The following is a 19,152-nucleotide window of genomic DNA, read 5'->3' as shown; positions in this document are numbered from 1 at the left end:
TGTGACTCCCAATTCCCTTCCCTCAGAGCATTTTCCGCTTTCATCGGCACAACACGGAGTATGGTTCGTTCAACAACTGTCTCCGAAGGTTCCGCAGTGCATCGCGCAGTACGTGGAGTTTCACGGCGATCTTGATCTCGATCTGTTTCGGACGGCTGCTGTAACTGCTGGGCGCGAAGTGCAATGGGCGTTCCTGCGACTGATCGAGGTGGATGGGGAACCTCGTCAGGTTGTCGACCAATCTCTGGACACTTCAATAGGATTCATCGATTTTCGTGGCAAGTCCGATCCGATGGAGGCCGCGCATTCGTGGATGCGCGAGGACTATACGAGCGAAATGAACCTGATGCGCGACCGCCTGATCGCGACGTCGATTCTGCAAGTCGGCGACGCGGACTACCTGTGGTACGGCCGAGGTCACCATGTCGTACTGGATGCATATGCCGCGATGACGATGGTCAACCGCATTGCTGCGTTGTACTCGGCGGCGATTGAGGGGCGCGAACCCGAACCCAACGCCGCAGCCGATCTGCGCACCTTGTATGAAATCGACAGTCGGTATCGCGATTCGAGTCGATTCGAGTCCGACCGTTCGTACTGGATCGAGAAGCTCGCGGGACTGGCCGAAGGTGTGAGTTTGGCTGAGCGAGAAGCACTCCCGTTGGTTACCGACACATTGGTGGCCACGCCATTCTCAGAGGACACGGTTACGCGGCTGATGGATTCGGATCAGCGGGGGAGTGGTACGTCCACTGCCACAATGATCGCGGGTTTCGCCTGCTACCTCTCGCGGATGACTGGCCGGAGGGACGTTCGCGTGGACGTCCCCGTGTCAGCGCGTACCACCGCGGTCCTGCGGCGCTCGGGAGGGATGTTCGTCAACGTCGCGCCATTGCGGATCGAAGTTCGCACCGGAGATACGGTCGGCGAGTTGATCGAACGTGTTCATCTCGAACTCGTGGGCGCACTGCGGCACCAGCGAGCCAATCTTCACGAAGTGCTCCGCAGTGTCGGTGGCGGTGGGGCCCCGCACAGGAGTGCGGCACCGATGGTCAACGTGATGCTCTTCCCTCAAGAAATCAACTTCGGTCCACTGACCGGCGAGTTTCACGTCCTGACTTCCGGACCGGTTGGGGACCTGCTGGTCAACGTCTATCAAAGTGGTACACCGGCAAAGACTTTTGTCGAGTTTCGGGGAAACTCGGGCCGCTACCGCGACGACGAACTGACGCTGCATCACAAAGGATTTGTTTCTCTGATCGAGGAACTCGTGGCTGCCGGACCGGGTACTCCGTTAGCTGCCATTCATCCGAGCAGCGCAAGGGAAGGTGAGCGTCGACTGGAGGAGGCCCGACAGTTGGACTACTGGCAGCGCACTCTGTCCGGACTGCGTGGCCTGTTGGAGTTGCCGTTGGATCGGCGACGTCCGAATCGGCGGTCGCGAGGTTCGGGTAGCGTGTGCGTCCATCTCGGCGAGAAGTTGTTTGGTGGTGTTAAAGCTTTTGCAGCTGAATATGATTCAAGCATTTTTACGACAATGTATGCCGGGTTAGCGGTGCTGCTTGCCAGGCTGAGCGGGGCCGAGGATATTGCGGTGGGTATTCCAGTCTCCGACGAGGCGGAGAATGCTGCCGACGCTGTGGTGATGAGGACTCTTGTCGATCGGGAGCTTTCGTTCGCGGATCTGGTGCAGCAGGTAAAGCGTTGCGGACAAGGTGCATTCAGTCATACACAGGTGTCCTTCGAACGGGTCGTGGAGGCGCTGGAAATCGATCGATCGTCGGTGTATTCGCCCCTTGTCCAGATCGTTCTCGGATGCGAAGAACCAGTCCCCACGGGAGTGCCTGGTGTACAAGTGACCGCCCCCGACGGCTGGCGCCGGGCCGCAGGCTGTGACCTGCAAGTTGCGGTGAAGGAGGAGTTTGCAGCGTCCGGTCGAGTGCCGAACCTGTCCGTGGATCTGACGTATGCCACCGACCTGTTCGATTCAGCGACCATGCAGGGATTCGCAGATCGTCTCGTGCACATTCTTGCGCAAGGAACAGCGGATCCGTCGGTGCAGATCAGCGACATCACTGTGCTCCTGCCGCAGGAGCGTGAGCGATTGACGCCGGTGAGCGGCGGGGCACCGATGCCTCCGCTGACGTTGCCGAAATTGTTGGCGGCGGCAGTCGAGATGGATCCCGATGCGGTTTCGGTGGTGTCAGGTGATCGAGTATTGACCTACCGAGAACTCGACCGACAGTCGAATTGTTTGGCCCACTCACTGATTCGTCGCGGTGTCGGTCCGGAGTCATGCGTCGCATTGGGGATGCGGCGGTCGACCGAGTCGGTTCTGTCCGTGTGGGCGATCGCGAAGGCCGGTGCTGCATTTGTCCCGGTCGATCCGGGGTATCCGTCGGCTCGGCTCGAACACATGCTGACCGACTCGGGCGCAGTGCTCGGGCTTACAGTCTCGGATGCGTTCGACGAGTTGCCTCGGACGGTGCCGTGGATGGTGCTGGACGACGATGCCGTCGAAGCGGAGGTGTCGGGATCAATTGCCACCCCGGTGACCGACCGTGAACGGACGGCGCCTCTGAAACTCGACCATCCGGCGTATGTGATTTACACGTCGGGGTCTACGGGTGCACCCAAGGGGGTGGTGGTGCCGCACCGGGGGTTGGCCGACCTGGTCGCCGAACAGCGCGAACAATTCGAGACTGATCCCGGCGCACGAGTATTACATTTTGCGTCCCCGAGTTTCGACGCGTCTGTGTTCGAAATGGTGTGGGCATTCGGGTCGGGTGCGCGATTGGTGATCGCGCCTCCGACGATATTCGGTGGCAACGAGCTTGCGGAACTACTTGATCGTGGCCGCGTCACCCATGCGGTACTGACACCGTCGGCATTGACGTCGGTCGATCCGGCGGGGCGCGAATCGTTGCGATGTCTCGTGGTGGCGGGCGAGGCGTGTTCATCGGACCTGGCCCTGCGTTGGGCGCCGGGGCGAGCGATGTTCGACGCTTACGGCCCGACAGAGTCAACGATCATGGCGAATGTCGGGGCCCTGGATGTGTCGGGGGAGCCGGTCACGATCGGTGGCCCGATCCGAGGCGTCGAGGAGGTCGTACTCGATTCACGCCTTCGTCCGGTGCCGATCGGAGTGGCCGGGGAGTTGTACCTGGCGGGTCCGGGCCTGGCGCGTGGTTACCGGAATCAATCGGGTCGCTCGGCTGCCCGATTCGTGGCTGATCCGTTCGGGGTACCGGGATGTCGTATGTACCGCACCGGAGATGTGGTGAGGTGGCGGCACGAACGGGCGGGAAGTCTGACTCTCGAATATGTTGGCCGAACCGACTTTCAGGTCAAGGTTCGAGGTTTCAGGATCGAGCTCGGCGAGATCGATTCGGTTCTGACCGATCATCCGCACGTCGGTTTTGCGGTGACTCGCAGTCGTGCCGGACCTGCCGGAGACCCTGTCCTGGTGTCCTATGTACTCCCGAGTGACAGCGAGGGCGTCGACGTCGCCGAGCTGCGAACCTACGTCCGTTCGCTACTGCCGGAATACATGGTGCCCGCTGTAATTTCAGTGCTGAACGAGCTTCCACTGACCCCGGTAGGCAAGCTCGACATCAGTGCCCTGCCCCAACCGGATTTCGAGGCGACAAGCACAGAATTCCGGTTGCCGCGAACCAATACCGAGGAATCCGTCGCCGGCATCTTTGCCGAGATGCTCGCCGCCGATCAGCTCGGCATCTACGCAAACTTTTTCGACCTCGGCGGTAATTCCTTGATCGCAACCAAGGTGGTGGCGCGGATCAACTCGGCGTTCGGCGTGAATATCGGTGTGCGGGATCTGTTCGACGCGCCCACCGTCGCGGCGCTTGCGGCCCGAATCGAGTGCGTGGGACACACGTCGGCCAGACCCGCACTGACTGCGGGCGAGCGCCCCGACAGGGTTCCGGTGTCACTGGCTCAACAGCGCATGTGGCTTGTCAATCAGTTGGACACCTCGTCCTCCGCCTACAACATTCCCATCGCACTGCGGTTGACGGGCGAATTGGATACGGAGGCGTTGCGAGCTGCGCTTACCGATGTTGTCGACCGCCACGAGACGCTTCGAACGGTGTACCCGGCATCAGCAGCGGGGCCACTGCAGGTCGTTGTGCCGACCGATCAGGTGGTTGCCGAACTCCTTCCGGTAACAGTGCCGGACGGGGCGTCACTGCAAGAGCAGATTGCTGACCTTGCGGGTGCAGGTTTCGATGTCAACGATGAGGTCCCGGTGCGGACGGCGTTGTTCCGTATCGACCAGCACGAGAACGTGCTGGTAATGGTGGTCCATCACATCGCAGCCGACGGCTCGTCCATGGCGCCGCTGGCACGGGACGTGGTGGCCGCGTACACCGCGCGCATGCATGGGCGAGCACCTGGCTGGGTGCCGACCGCGGCAAGTTATGCCGACTACACGCTGTGGCAGCGCAGCATTCTCGGTAGTGAGTCCGATCCTGATTCCCTGGCCGCGGCGGAGTTGATGTATTGGCGGCAAACGCTGGCAGGAATGGCCGAGTCGACGCCGTTCCCGACAGATCGACCGCGCCCGACCTGGCGGTCGGGGAGAGGAAGCAGCGTGCGGTTCGAGCTCGGCGCGAGCTTGCATCGTCGGCTGGGAATATTTGCGCGCGACCATGATTCGACGATGTTCATGACGTTACATGCGGCGCTGGCTGTTTTGCTGAGCAGGCTGAGTGGGACTTCGGACATTGCGGTAGGTACCCCGATTGCCGGACGCGGTGAGGCTGCACTCGACGAGATGGTGGGCATGTTCGTCAATACCGTGGTGCTTCGGACGCACGTCGAGCCAGGGTATTCGTTCGAGGATCTTCTCTGGCACGTGCGGGAGTGCGATCTCGGCGCCTTCGCCCATGCTCAAAGTCCATTTGAGCAAGTGTTGGAAGCCGTCGATCACGTGCGGTCGACGGCTATTTCTCCACTCTTTCAGGTGATGATGGAGTTGCGGAACACCGAGCCGCCCAATCTGATCTTGCCTGGGCTGGAGGTGGAGGTTGTCGATGTTGATCTTGACGTTGCGAGGTACGACCTGCATGTGAGCCTCGCCGAGAAGTTCGATCCCGGCGACGGTGCCCCATCCGGAATATCAGCCGCCTTCGTCTTTGCCGTCGACATCCTCGATCCGGACACGGCTCACAGTTTCGCGGACAGATTCATTCGTATCCTCGAGGAGGTGGTGACTGCGCCGTCGACACCGGTTGCGGATGTCGGATTGCTCTCCCCGGAGGAATTGCTGGAACTGACTGCTGTATCGGGTGATTCGTCTGTGCCCGGGGCGTCGTTGCTGGAGTTGCTGGCTGCGGGCGCCGTGAATCGGTCGGCGATTGCGGTGGTGTGTGGGGAACGGCGGTGTACGTACCGGGACCTCGACGAACAGTCGAATCGTTTGGCGCGGTTGTTGATCGGACAGGGCGTCGGTCCGGAATCGGGGGTCGCGGTTGCGCTCGGGCGGTCGGTCGAGTCGGTATCGGCGGTGTGGGCGGTAGCTAAGTCGGGGGCATCGTTTGTACCGGTGGATCCTCTCTATCCGGCCGCCCGAATCCAGCACATGCTAACCGATTCGGCTGTCACGGTCGGGATTACGCTCTCGGAGTGGCGGGATAGTTTGCCGGGTTCGGTGCGGTGGCTCATTCTTGACGACCCAGTTGTGGAGGGTGCATTACAGCGGGAGCCTGTGCTACCGATCAGTGGCGCGGAGCGGACAGCTGAACTCGATATCGATCACCCCGCGTATGTGATTTACACGTCGGGGTCGACGGGTGTGCCGAAGGGCGTGACCGTCACACATCGCGGGTTGGCAAATCTGTTGGCGGAGCAGTGTTCTCGGTTCGAATTGGGTCCGGATTCGCGAGTGCTGCATGTTGCATCCCCGAGTTTTGATGCTGCCGTGTTGGAACAGTTGTGGGCGTTTGCGTCGGGTGGGCGGCTGGTGATTGCGCCGTCGTCGGTCTACGGCGGCGGTGAGTTGGCGGAGATCTTGTTGCGCGAGAAGGTGACTCATGCGGCGCTGACGCCGGCGTTGTTGGCGACGGTTGATCCGGCCGGGCTCGAGGATCTCGGGACGATTGTGGTGGGCGGCGAGGCGTGCCCTCCGGAGTTGGTGACGCGGTGGGCGCCGGGTAGGCGGATGTTCAACACCTATGGTCCGGCGGAGGCGACGATTCAGTCGAATGCCGGAACGCCGATGGTGGCTGGTGAGGCCGTGACTGTCGGTGGGCCGATCTGTGGTTTCGCGGAGAGCGTGCTCGATGCGCGGTTGCGGCCGGTGCCCGTCGGAGTTGTGGGGGAGCTGTACCTGGCGGGCCCGGGGTTGGCGCGTGGCTACCGTAATCGGAGGGGTTTGACGGCGTCGCGGTTTGTCGCCGATCCGTTCACGGGTTCCGGTCGGCGGATGTATCGAACCGGAGATGTGGTGCGGTGGCTGCGGCTTCCAGGCGGGGGCCTGACCGTCGACTATGTCGGTCGTTCGGATCTGCAAGTCAAAATTCGTGGTTTCCGTATCGAGTTGGGTGAGATCGAATCGGCGCTGTCGGCCTGTCCGGGGGTGGCCCGGGCGGCGGCTGCGGTCCGTCGCGACGCGGGGAGGGGTGACCGATTGATCGGATACGTAGTGCCTGAGCCCGGTGTCGACCTGGACGTTCGCGCAGTGCTCGGTGGTGTGGGCGAGACATTGTCTCCGCACATGGTGCCCGCGACTGTGATGGTGCTCGAGTCTCTGCCCCTTACCTCGAACGGGAAGCTCGATCGTGACGGGCTGCCGGCACCGGACTTCGATTCCGGCAGAAACACATTCAGGCCGCCGGTCGCCGAAGTGGAGATCGTTCTGGCGGGATTGTTCGAGGAGGTGCTCGGAGTTGCCGAAGTGGGCATGGAGGATTCGTTCTTCGCTCTCGGTGGGGACAGCATCATGTCGATCCAGTTGGTCTCGCGGGCAAAGCAGGCGGGAGTGAATTTCTCACCGCGGGACGTCTTCGAGCGCAAGTCGGTGGCAGGTTTGGCGGAGGTCGCTGCCGTCGGTGAGGGAGGGGGGACTGCGGCGTTGGAGGAGTTTGCCGGTGGAGGTGTCGGAGAGGTTCCGGTGACGCCGATTGTGCACTGGCTGCTGGAACGAGGTGGGTCAGGGTTCGGCCGCTTCTCGCAGGCGGTGATGCTGAGTCTGCCGGTGGGGATCGACCGGCCGACATTATCCGGCGTCGTCCAGGCGGTACTTGATCGGCACGACATGCTGCGGGCGCGGCTGTCCCGGAAGCCCGATGCGAGCTGGTCGTGGGAGGTGTTGCCGGCCGGAATGATTCGAGCCGACGCTGTTATCCACACGGTGCCGATTGAGAGGAGCTCCGAGTTCCGTGAGTTGGCGGCGGCAGGGTTGAATGCCGCAGCGGATCGGCTGGATCCGAACTCCGGGATCGTGGTGCAGGTGGTCTGGTTTGCCCCGGTCGAGAGGCGCGATCCGGGGCGAGCGCTGATAGTGGTGCATCATTCGGCCGTCGACGGGGTGTCGTGGCGGGTGCTGGTGCCGGATCTGGCGACCGCGTGGGCGCAGATCGACGCGGGCCAGGAACCCGACCTTGCCCCGATCGGAACGTCGATGCGTAGATGGGCGCACGGCCTGGTTGATGCGGCCCAGGAGCCGGAGCGGATCGTGGAAATCGATGTGTGGCGGAAGATGGCCATGGTGGACGACCCGGTGATCGGGTCCAGACCACTGAACTCCGTTGTTGACGTGCACTCGACGGTGGAAAGTATTTGCGTGGAGTTGCCCACCGACGTCACGGAGGCGTTGTTGACCACCGTTCCCGAGGCGTTCCATGGCGGTGTGGGCGACGGACTGCTGGCCGCGCTGGCAGCGGCTGTGACGACGTGGCGGCGCGATCGCGGAGTGAACCTCGACGACGTCCTGATCGGTCTCGAAGGGCACGGACGTGAGGAAAGCGTCGTCCCGGGTTCTGATCTGACTCGTACGGTCGGTTGGTTCTCCACGGGCTTCCCGATGCGACTTGATCTTTCCGGAATCGACCTCGAGGAAGCGTGCGTCGGTGGCCCGGCGGCCGGAGCGTTGGTCAAGTCCGTCAAGGAACAGCTTCTTGCGGTTCCCGACCACGGGATCGGGTACGGCTTGCTGCGGTATCTCGGCGAGAGCACCGGATCGCAATTGCGGGATCTTTCGACACCGCACATAGCTTTCAACTATCTCGGCCGTGTGGCGACCGAGCTTCCGGAAGGCGTCCCGGTGGCCGGATGGATGCCGGTCGACGATGCGGGCCAGCTCAGTGGTGCTCAGAATCCGGACATGCCGGTGTCCGCGGTGCTGGATATCAACGCCATGACCGTCGGCAGTGGGAGCGCGCCGCGATTGCGCGCCACGTGGTCGTTCCCCAGCGGGGTGTTGACTGCGGCCGAGGTGGAAGAACTAGCCGCGTCGTGGTGCGAGGTGTTGACCGCATTGACCAGGTACGCCGGTACCGACGGGGCCGGGGGACACACTCCGACGGACTTCGACCTTGTTGCCCTCGGTCAGGCCGAGATCGAAGATCTCGAGGATCGGTACCCGACAATGAGCGACGTCTGGCCGCTCTCGCCGCTGCAGGCCGGGTTGCTATTTCATGCACTGGTGTCCGCGGAGTCGGTCGACGCCTATGTTGTGCAATTGGTCGTCGAACTGCGCGGGCACGTCGATCCGGAGCGCTTGCGCCGCGCCGCGCAGATGTTGCTCGATCGGCATGCAAACCTGCGGACCTCGTTTGTCCCGGATGCAGAGGGTGGGCCCGTGCAGGTGGTCCTGAACGACGCGTCGGCACCGTGGAAGCAGATCGACCTGTCCGGCCTGGACGACGACTCACGGGATCGTGAGTGGGATCAGCTGATGGCAGATGACTGGGCGGCGGGGTTCGATACTGCCCGTGCCCCACTACTGCGCTGGATGCTGGTCACCACCGGACCGACCCGCTATCGGTTGATGCTGACCAACCACCACCTGCTGCTCGACGGCTGGTCGACGCCGCTGCTCTTGCGCGAGTTGTTGTTGCTCTACGCCGTGGAAGGAGGTACGGCGGCGTTGCCGAGGCTGTTCCCGTACCGGGATTATCTGGCGTGGGTCGAGCGGCAGGACGTAGAACGGTCTCTCGGGGAATGGATGCGGTTGCTCGGTGACGTCGACGGACCGACCTTGGTTGCTCCGCTCGAACCGGGGCGTCGATTTGCCGAATCACGTGACGTGCGAGATGAATTGACCGACGAACAGACGAGTGCGCTGACGGACTTTGTGCGGGCCCGAGGAATCACCCTCAACACCGTGGTCGAGATGGCGTGGGCGATTATCTTGGGCGCGTTGACGTCCCGGGACGATGTGACATTCGGTGCGACGGTTTCCGGGCGACCCCCACAGATCGAGGGCATCGAATCGATGATCGGTCTGCTTGTCAACACACTGCCGGTGCGCGTGCGGCTCGACCCCAACGAAACTCTCGGCGGACTACTCGACCGGATTCAGGCGGAGCAGGCCGCGTTGCTCGATCATCACTACGTCGGTCTCGCTGATATCCAACGGGTAGCCGGGCCGGGAGCGGTCTTCGACACGGTGACAGTGTTCGAGTCCTATCCGGTCGATCGCGCGGGACTCACTGCGGATACCGACATCGCCGGGATGCAGGTAATCGACGTGAGCGGCACTGACGCCGCCCATTACCCGATCAGTTTGATTGCGCACGTAGATACAAATCTGAACCTCAGAATCAAGTACCTCCCCGAACTCTTCGACCACGACACGATAACGGAGATCCTCGAGCGGGTCCTGCGTGTCATCGAATCCGTCGTCGCCGACGCGACATTGCCACTCGCCAAGTTGGATCTGCTGTCTCCGGACGAATTCGGTGAGTTGTCATCGGTGTCAGGTGGTCCCGCCGCTCGCGGCCGTGTGTTGCCGGAGTTGTTAGCTACCGGCGCTGAGAACCGGTCTGCGATCGCGGTGGTGTGTAGGGATCGACGGTGGACGTACGGGGAACTCGACGAACAGTCGAACAGGTTGGCACGGTTGCTGATCGGCTGCGGTGTCGGGCCGGAGTCGAGTGTGGCGGTGGCGATGGCGCGCTCGTTCGAATCGGTTGTGGCGGCGTGGGCGGTGACAAAGTCGGGCGCGTCTTTTGTGCCGGTCGATCCGTTGTATCCGGCCATCCGAATCGGGCATATTGTTTCCGATTCTGCTGTGGTGGTGGGAATTACGCTGTCGGAGTGGCGCGATCGGTTACCCGATTCGGTCCGCTGGCTCGAACTCGACGACCGGACGGTCCGGGTCGAGTTGACAGGGTTGGCGGCAGATCCGGTGACCGACGAGGACAGAGTCGCGGCACTGGCACTCGATCATCCGGCGTATGTGATTTACACATCGGGGTCGACGGGTGTGCCGAAGGGTGTGGTGATTACTCATCGCGGTATGGCGAACCTGTTGGGGGAGCAATGTTCTCGGTTCGGTTTGGGTCCGGATGCGCGGGTGTTGCATGTTGCGTCGCCGAGTTTCGACGCTGCGGTGTTCGAGCAGATGATGGCGTTCGGTGCGGGGGCGAGATTGGTGATCGCTCCGCCGTTCCTGTACGGCGGCGGCGAGTTGGCGCAGTTGCTCGATGACGAGGGTGTGACTCATGCGGTACTCACGCCGACAGCGTTGGCCTCGATCGACACCACTGCGATGGATGCCGCTTCGGGGAAATCCGGGCGCCGCTTGGCGTCGCTGCAATGTCTGATGGTGGCGGGAGAAGCGTGCCCGCCGGAGTTGGTGGCGCGATGGTCTCGGGATCGCGTGATGTTCAACCTGTACGGGCCGACGGAGGCGACGATCTGGTCGAATGCCAGTCCGCCGTTGGTCGCAGATGGCCTGGTGACAGTCGGTGGCCCGATACGCGGCTTCGAGGAGTGCGTGCTCGATTGCAGGTTGCGTCCGGTGCCCGTCGAAATGGTCGGTGAGCTGTATCTGGCCGGTCCGGCGCTGGCGCGTGGATACCGCCACCGGGTTGGGCTGACGGCGTCGAGGTTTGTGGCAGATCCGTTTGCTGGTTCCGGTCGCCGGATGTACCGAACCGGGGATCTGGTGCGGTGGCTACGACGCTCGGATGGGACCCTCACTCTCGACTACGTCGGTCGGTCCGATCATCAGGTGAAGGTTCGTGGTTTCCGGATCGAATTGGGAGAGGTCGAATCGGCTCTGATGAATTGTCCGGGCGTGTCTCGGGCGGTGGCCACCGTCCACAGCGACGGGCTATCCGGTGACCGGTTGATCGGGTACGTGGTGGCGGAGTCGGGGGTAGATGTCGACGTTCGGGCAGTCCTCGCGGTCGCCGGAGAACAGTTGGCCCCACACATGGTGCCTGCTGCCGTGATGCGCCTCGATTCTCTTCCCGTGACACCGAACGGCAAACTCGACCGCGCTGTGTTGCCGACGCCGGACTTCGGTACCGGGCGGAGCAAATTCCATGCGCCCAGAACTGACATGGAAAAGGTGTTGGCGGGATTGTTCGAGGAGGTGCTCGGACTCGAATCAGTGGGGGTGGACGATTCGTTCTTCGCACTCGGCGGCGACAGCATCATGTCGATCCAATTGGCGGCGCGAGCAAAGCGGACCGGAGTGGTGTTCTCGCCGCGGGATGTCTTCGACCGCAAGTCGGTTGCAGGATTGGCGCAGGTTGCCGTTGTCGGCGATGAGGTGGAGGCATCGACGTTGGAGGAGCTTGCAGGCGGCGGCGTCGGGGTAATTCCGTTGACACCGATTTTGTCCTGGCTGCTCGAACGAGGTGAAGCGGGCTTCGGCCGCTTCTCGCAGGCCGTGATGCTGGGACTGCCGGCACATATCGATGCGGACGGTCTTCGGCGCACAATTCAAGTGTTGCTCGACCACCACGACATGCTGAGAGCGCGGTTGCGCCGGAATGAGGCGACGCGCGGGGAATGGACGTGGGAAGCGTTGCCGGAAGCAATGATTCGGTCCGAGGGCATCATCACTCGGGTGTCATTGGACGTGCCGCTGGGAAGCCCGCAGTTCCACGAATTAGCATCGCGAGAGTTGGATGCCGCAGCGGAGCGGCTGAATCCCGCTGACGGGATCGTGATGCAGGTGGTGTGGTTCGATCCTGCTGAAGAGGCCGAGCGGGGCCGAGTGTTGATCGTGATTCACCATTCGGTGGTCGACGGGGTGTCCTGGCGGGTGCTGGTGCCGGATCTGGCGACCGTGTGGGCGCAGATCGAGGCCGGGGTACAGCCGGAACTCGCTCCGGTGGGAACCTCGATGCGCCGGTGGGCATACGGACTGGTCGAGGCGGCCCACCGACCGGAGAGGATTGCCGAACTCGATATCTGGCGAGCGATGGCGGCGGACGATTCGATGATCGGCTCTCGGCCACTGGATCTCGAGATCGACGTGGCGGCCACTTCGGAGACGGTCGAGGTCGATGTGCCCGCAGACGTAACCGAATCCTTGTTGACCAGTGTCCCGGAGGTATTTCACGGCGGCGTGGGCGACGGACTGGTGGCCACCTTGGCGTTGGCGGTGACGAAGTGGCGGCGTGAATGCGGGGCGGATCGGGGGGACGTGGTGATCGGTCTCGAAGGGCACGGACGCGAGGAAGGTGTCGTCCCGGGTTCGGACTTGACGCGCACTGTCGGCTGGTTTTCCACGACTTTTCCGGTACACCTGGATCTTTCCGGTATCGATCTGGACGACGCCTACGCCGGCGGCCGTGCGTTGGCGACGCTGGTTAAGTCGGTCAAGGAGCAGCTCCTTGCGGTTCCCGACCATGGGATCGGGTACGGCTTGCTGCGGTATCTCAATAAAGCCACCGGATTGGTGTTGCGGGACCTGCCGGTGCCGCAAATCGCGTTCAACTATCTCGGCAGGGTCACCGCAGGAATTTCAGCAAACGGGAGTGACAGCGGCTGGGTACCCGTCGACGATTCGGGCAGCCTTTCGGGTGCGCAGAATCCGGACATGCCGGTACCGGCGGTGCTCGACATCAACTCCCTCACCATCGACGACGGCGTTCGGCCGACACTGCGGGCGGTCTGGTCCTTCCCACGTGGGGTGCTTACCGCTGAGGAAGTTGGCGTGCTGGCCAGATTGTGGCTCGAAGCCCTTTCCTTGCTGGCAACCTATGCCGCGCAACCTGGCGCGGGCGGGCATACGCCGACGGACCTGAGCGTGGTCACGCTCGGGCAGGCCGAGATCGAACGCCTCGAGAACCGGTATCCGGCGCTGAGCGACGTCTGGCCGCTGTCTCCATTGCAGAAGGGGTTGCTGTTCCACGCCTTGGCTTCCGATGCAGCGTCGGCATCCGAAGCTTCGGTTGATGCTTACCTGGTGCAGTTGGTCGTAGAGTTGCGTGGGCATGTCGATTCGGCGCGATTGCGCCGAGCCGGTCACATACTGCTCAACCGTCATCCGAACTTGCGCACTGCATTTGTCGCAAACACCGATGCCGGCCCGGTGCAGGTGGTCGAGGATGACGTCGAGGCCCCGTGGTCGGAGATCGACCTGTCCGGATTCGCAGACGAAGCACGAGGTCGGGAATGGGATCAACTGCTGTCTGCCGATCGGGCGACGCGGTTCGATCCGGCTCACTCCCCGCTACTGCGCTGGACCCTCGTCACCATCGGGCCGGATCACTATCGGCTCGTCCTGACCAATCATCACCTGCTGATCGACGGCTGGTCGACGCCGTTGCTCCTGAAAGAGTTCCTGGTGCTCTATGCCACGGAGGGCGACAGCGCGATGCTACCTCCGGTCCGTCCCTATCGGGATTATCTGGCCTGGCTCGCCGAGCAAGATACGACGGCGTCTCTCGACGCTTGGGTTCGAGCTTTCGACGGGGTCGCCGATCCGACGTTGGTGGCGCCGGCTGATCCCGGCCGTCGATATTCCGAATCACAGGTTGTAGCCGGCGAACTGACCGAGGAGCAGACCGCTGCCTTGGCAGGTCTTGCGCGGGCCCGGGGGTTCACCCTCAATACCGTGATTCAGACGGTCTGGGCGATCATCCTGGGCGAGTTGACTTCTCGAGACGATGTGACGTTCGGTGCCACGGTTTCCGGGCGGACCCCTCAGATCGAGGGCATCGAATCGATGATCGGACTGTTCGTCAACACACTGCCGGTACGGATTCGTCTCGACACCACCGAGACGCTGGGGCAGCTCCTCAACCGGATTCAGTCGGAGCAGGCCGAGTTGCTCGATCACCACTATGTGAGTCTGGCTGACATTCAGCGCGTCGCCGGGCCGGGAGCAGTCTTCGACACGATGACGGTGTTCGAGTCCTACCCGATTGATCGCGGAGGCCTCACCGAAGATACCGATATCGCGGGCATGCATGTGGTCGGTGTGAGCGGTGCTGATGCTTCGCACTATCCGATCGGCCTCGTCGCGGACATTGATACGACATTGCACCTGAGAATCAAATACCTGCCCGAGATCTTCGACCACGCCGCGATGGAAGAGATCCTGCAGCGGGTCCGTCGTGTGCTCGACGCCGTCGTCGCAGACCCTGATCTGACCCTGGCACAACTGGATCTGCTGTCACCGGAGGAATATCGCGAGTTGACATCGGTAACGGGTGGTCCGGCTGTGCCGGGGCGGGTGTTGCCGGAGTTGTTGGCTACCGGGACCGAGAACAGATCTGCGATCGCGGTGGTGTTCGGGGATCGGCAGTGGACCTACGGCGAGCTCGACGATCTGTCGAATCGGTTGGCGCGGTTGCTGATCAGTCGCGGTGTCGGTCCGGAGTCGTCTGTTGCGGTGGCATTGCCTCGATCGTTCGGTGAAGTCGTTGCGGCGAGAGCGGTCGCGAAGGCTGGGGCGGCGTTTGTGCCGGTGGATCCGCTGTATCCGACCGCCCGAGTGGAGTACATGCTGAACGATTCGGCTGTGGCGCTGGGTATGACGAACTCGGAGTGGCGGGGTCGGTTGCCGGGGTCGGTTGAGTGGTTGGTCGTCGACGATCCGGTGACGGAAAGTGAGTTGCGGTTGGCCTCGGCTTTATCGGTTGACGATGTGGACCGGACGGCAAACCTGGAGCTCGATCATGCGGCGTATGTGATCTACACGTCGGGTTCGACGGGGGTGCCGAAGGGTGTGGTGGTCACCCATCGTGGGTTGGCAAATCTGGTGGCGGAGCAGTCTTCTCGGTTCGGGTTGCGCCCGGATTCGCGGGTGTTGCACGTTGCGTCACCGAGCTTCGATGCTGCCGTCCTGGAACAATTGTGGGCGTTTGCGTCGGGCGGACGGTTGGTTGTTGTGCCGCCCACGGTCTACGGCGGGAATGAGTTGGCAGAGATCTTGTTGCGGGAGAAAGTGACTCATGCTGCGTTGACACCGTCATTGCTGGGGACGGTAGATCCAGCGGGGCTCGAGGACTTGAAGACCGTGGTAGTCGGCGGCGAGGCTTGTCCACCGGAGTTGGTGGCGCGGTGGGCACCGGGACGCCGGATGTTCAATACCTACGGTCCGGCCGAGGCCACAATCCAGACTGATGCCGGCGAGCCGTTGGCCGCGGGCGAGAAGGTGACGATTGGTGACCCGACGTGTGGGGTTGGCGAGGTTGTTCTCGACGGCAGATTGCGGCCGGTTCCCGTCGGTGTGCCGGGGGAGTTGTACGTGGAGGGTCCGTGTTTGGCACGTGGATACCGCAATCGGGTGGGGCTGACGGCGTCGCGGTTTGTCGCTGATCCATTTGGTAGCTCGGGTCGACGAATGTATCGGACGGGTGATGTTGTCCGATGGCTGCGGCGCCCTGGTCATGGTTTGGCGCTGGACTATGTCGGCCGTTCCGACCTACAGGTGAAGATTCGTGGTTCTCGTATCGAGCTTGGTGAGGTCGAATCGGCACTCTCGGCGTGCGAGGGCGTGACCAGGGCGGTCGCCGCGGTTCGCAGTGATGCTAGCGGTAGTGATCGATTGATCGGCTACGTGACGCCTCGGCCAGGCGTCGTTCTCGACTCGGTGGCCGTCCGTTCCTTTGTGGGGGATCGGTTGGCTCCTCAGATGGTCCCGGCGACGGTGATGGTGCTTGAAGATTTGCCGCTCACGGTCAACGGGAAACTCGATCGCAGTGCGCTGCCTTCACCGGACTTCGACGCGGGCCGGGCAGTGTTCCGAGAACCGGGCGAGGCTACCGAATCAGCGGTGGCAGCCGCGTTCGCGGCCGAACTCGGTACATCGCGAGTCGGTGCGGACGACAATTTCTTTGCCCTCGGTGGGAACTCGTTGATGGCGGCGGGTGTGGCTGCGCGACTGCGTGAATCAATTTTTGCCGATGTGCCGGTCCAATGGGTCCTGACGCATTCGACGCCCGAGTCCTTGGCTCACCGAATCGCAACCAGCGGCGCTGGGCCGGCTGAGACCGACGGCGCCGATTCCGCACTCGCAGTATTGCTTCCGTTGCGTACCAACGGGAACCGAAATCCGCTCTTCTGTATTCACCCCGCAATCGGGCTGGCCTGGTGTTTCAGTGGATTGGTGCAATACGTCGACAACGACCGGCCGATCTACGGAATCCAATCACCGGCACTGACCGATCCCGAACTGCACTACGACTCGCTCGACGAACTGGCCGAACGCTACGTCCGCGAAATCAGGTCCGTACAGCCCCACGGGCCCTATCACCTGCTCGGTTATTCGGTGGGGGGTCAGATTGCGCATGCGATGGCGGTCCGACTCCGGAGCGAGGGTGAGGATGTGGGCACGCTCGCCATGATGGACAGTCGCTTGACGGACGGAAGTGAGCCGATAGCCGAGAAGCCGTCGATCGCACGGTTGGTCGCAGAGTTCGGTGCCGTGGATCAATTCGAAGCCGGTGAAGGAGTGACCGCGGAACAGGCGGCGGAGTTGTTGCGACACAAGGGTGGACTCTTCGCATCACTGACGTCGGCTCATCTCGAGACGTTGTATCGACAGTACTGCGATCTCGTCGATGGGGCTCTCGCGCACCAACCGCCACTGCTGGACATTGCTGAGCTTCTCTTCTTCAGTGCAACAACAGATTCCGGTGACGAACAAGGTCTTGGCACTCAGCCCGGTGCTGTGAGGTGGAAGGACCGCATCACCGGTGAAGTACTCGAGTATCGAATTCCCACCCGGCATGAGGAGATGACCGGCCGGCAAGGTCTGGCTACATTGGGCCCGATCCTCAATCACCATTTGAACGGACTATATGGTGACGTCCGAGTAGGGCATGTGCTCAGACACCCAGGGAAATACGAATTCCATGAGCAGTAGCACGACCGCGACAACGAGAATGATCGCCAGCAGGGCCTTTACCGGTCGGGGGCCGGGGAGCGCGCCCCAGAGGTAGCCGTACATTTATCGCTCCTGCAATGCCGCGGGAGTATTGCCCGAGGACTTCGAGATCGTTTCGACGAGAACAGCATGCACGATCATGCGTTCGGTATTCGAGTACAGCGGATGGCACGTGGTGAGCGTCAGCATACTTTCCAGCCCTAGACCAGGCTCGACCCAAGGGATGCCTGGCAGCGGGTTGACGACGTCGATGTCGCCGGGCATGGTGATGTGGCGCCCGAGGACGTGAGCGTAGTCGCCGTTGGAGACGCGATCGACCTGCTCGGGGCTCAGGCAAGCTTCCGCCTCCGCGCGCCGTTCGGTCGAGGCGGAGTCGAGTGGGACCACCCGATAAGTCATCCATTGGAACTCGGTCTCCACGACGACGGCATCGCACGACTCGAGTTGATCCAAGTGCTGGAACACCGCACCGGAACCGATGCGATGCCCGGCGAGCGCGAAGTTTCCCGCTTCGCCGGGCATCTGCGTGTCCGGGTAGTGGCCGGGGCCAGTCCGCAGATCCTCGTTGCGTGTGCCCTCGACGACGGCGTACGCGGAGTCGAGGGTGGGGAGGTGCACGCGCGCGAACGACTCGCCGAGCACCGGGACCAGCGGGGCAACCGGATCGTCACCGGTCGGCACGGGGTCTTTGCCCCAGGATTGCTCCAGTTGGGTGTTGACCTCGTCCTGCAGTCGCCCAGAGACGATATTGGTCCAGTACGCCTCATAGATGACGAACAGCAGGATGACGACCCCGGCCGTGAGGAGCAGTTCGCCGATTACCTGGCCTGCGCCGGGCCGACGACTCCCTGGAACCTTGGTATCGCTCACGGACCGGGGTCTCCTCTTCACAGATCTATCGAACTAGCTGACGTGTCGAACTGGCGCCGTATCGAACTAGCTGCCCGCGTTGATCGTGGCGCTTCCGGTGCCGCCGAGAAGATCGTAAAGGAGTACGGACAGGCGACCGAGGCCGTCGATTGCGGCAGAACCGGTGGTCTCGATGCCTTCGATGATGATCGGAAACGGGAGGAATGACATGGTGTTTCTCCTTCGAGGGGTGGGCCGCGGGGGCGGCCGCGAGACAGATACGTCGTGACGGTGAAACAGGGCGGGTGCGACCAGGTGTAGGTCGCACCCGCCCTGTTTCGGTATCCGGTTAGGAGTTACTCCTGGCCGGGTGCACGCTTGCGGTTACGCAGGGTGAGCCATGCGCCACCGCCGATCAGTGCCAGCGCCAGACCGGCGAGCCAGACGACGTTCGCACCGGTTACCGGCAGAGACGGCGACTGATCCGGCTTGGCCTGAGCCTGGGTGTCCGGAGCAGGCTTGCCCGGAGCACCGTTGTGTCCACCACCGTTGTTGCCGGGAGTGTTATTGCCGGGAGTGTTGTTGCCGGGAGTCGACACGTCAGTGTCTGGTCCCCCGGGTACTTCAGAGCCCGGCCATGTCGGGAGTTCCCACGGCGGCAGCGGGATCGGGATCGGAATGATGATCAGCCCATTGCTGCTGGTTTTGTTCTCGAGTCCCAGAACCACCGACTCGTTTGCTTCGCCGGTTAGCTTGACGGAAGCTCCGGTCGGTTCGCCGTCGATCTTCGCGACGTCTGCGGATCCGGTCTTGACGCCCCAGATCACTTCACCCCACTTGACGTTGGTGACGTCAGTGTGAGCACCGGTTTCGGTGAAAGTGATGTCGGTGTTCAGCGGGAACTGGACCCGGCCGTCGATGACGGCTGCGTCGCACTGGGCGGTCGGAGTGACCGAAGCGCCCGGCTTGACATCGAGAAC

The 19,152-nt window shown here is 62.6% G+C and carries 4 protein-coding genes; 1 reads left to right on the top strand and 3 read right to left on the bottom strand.

Annotation, left to right across the window (positions count from 1 at the left end; genetic code table 11):
- Position 1 precedes the first annotated feature (1 nt).
- Positions 2 to 17,302: a non-ribosomal peptide synthetase gene (locus tag QM600_RS19600; protein ID WP_283263206.1), complete on the top strand. Its 17,301-nt coding sequence runs from the start codon at positions 2 to 4 to the stop codon at positions 17,300 to 17,302.
- Positions 17,303 to 17,386: 84 nt separating this feature from the next.
- Here QM600_RS19600 and QM600_RS19595 read toward each other — a convergent pair whose 3' ends face one another.
- The 3 genes from QM600_RS19595 to QM600_RS19585 all read right to left on the bottom strand — a co-directional run.
- Positions 17,387 to 18,193: a class E sortase gene (locus tag QM600_RS19595; RefSeq protein WP_283263204.1), complete on the bottom strand. Its 807-nt coding sequence runs from the start codon at positions 18,191 to 18,193 to the stop codon at positions 17,387 to 17,389.
- Between the two features lie 66 nt (positions 18,194 to 18,259).
- The gene (locus QM600_RS19590; RefSeq protein WP_283263203.1) at positions 18,260 to 18,403 is read right to left on the bottom strand and encodes a hypothetical protein; all 144 of its coding nucleotides are present in this window, start codon (positions 18,401 to 18,403) and stop codon (positions 18,260 to 18,262) included.
- A 125-nt stretch (positions 18,404 to 18,528) separates the two neighbouring features.
- Positions 18,529 to 19,152, bottom strand: a 624-nt coding sequence (locus QM600_RS19585; protein ID WP_283263202.1) for an LPXTG cell wall anchor domain-containing protein, incomplete at its 5' end; no start/stop codon positions are given.

Origin of the sequence: Rhodococcus sp. IEGM 1379, from assembly GCF_030056815.1 — a bacterium.
In the GTDB taxonomy this organism is placed as follows: domain Bacteria; phylum Actinomycetota; class Actinomycetes; order Mycobacteriales; family Mycobacteriaceae; genus Rhodococcus_F.
The sequence above is the reverse complement of the archived record's forward strand: the minus strand, read 5'-3'. Positions and strand labels throughout refer to the sequence as shown.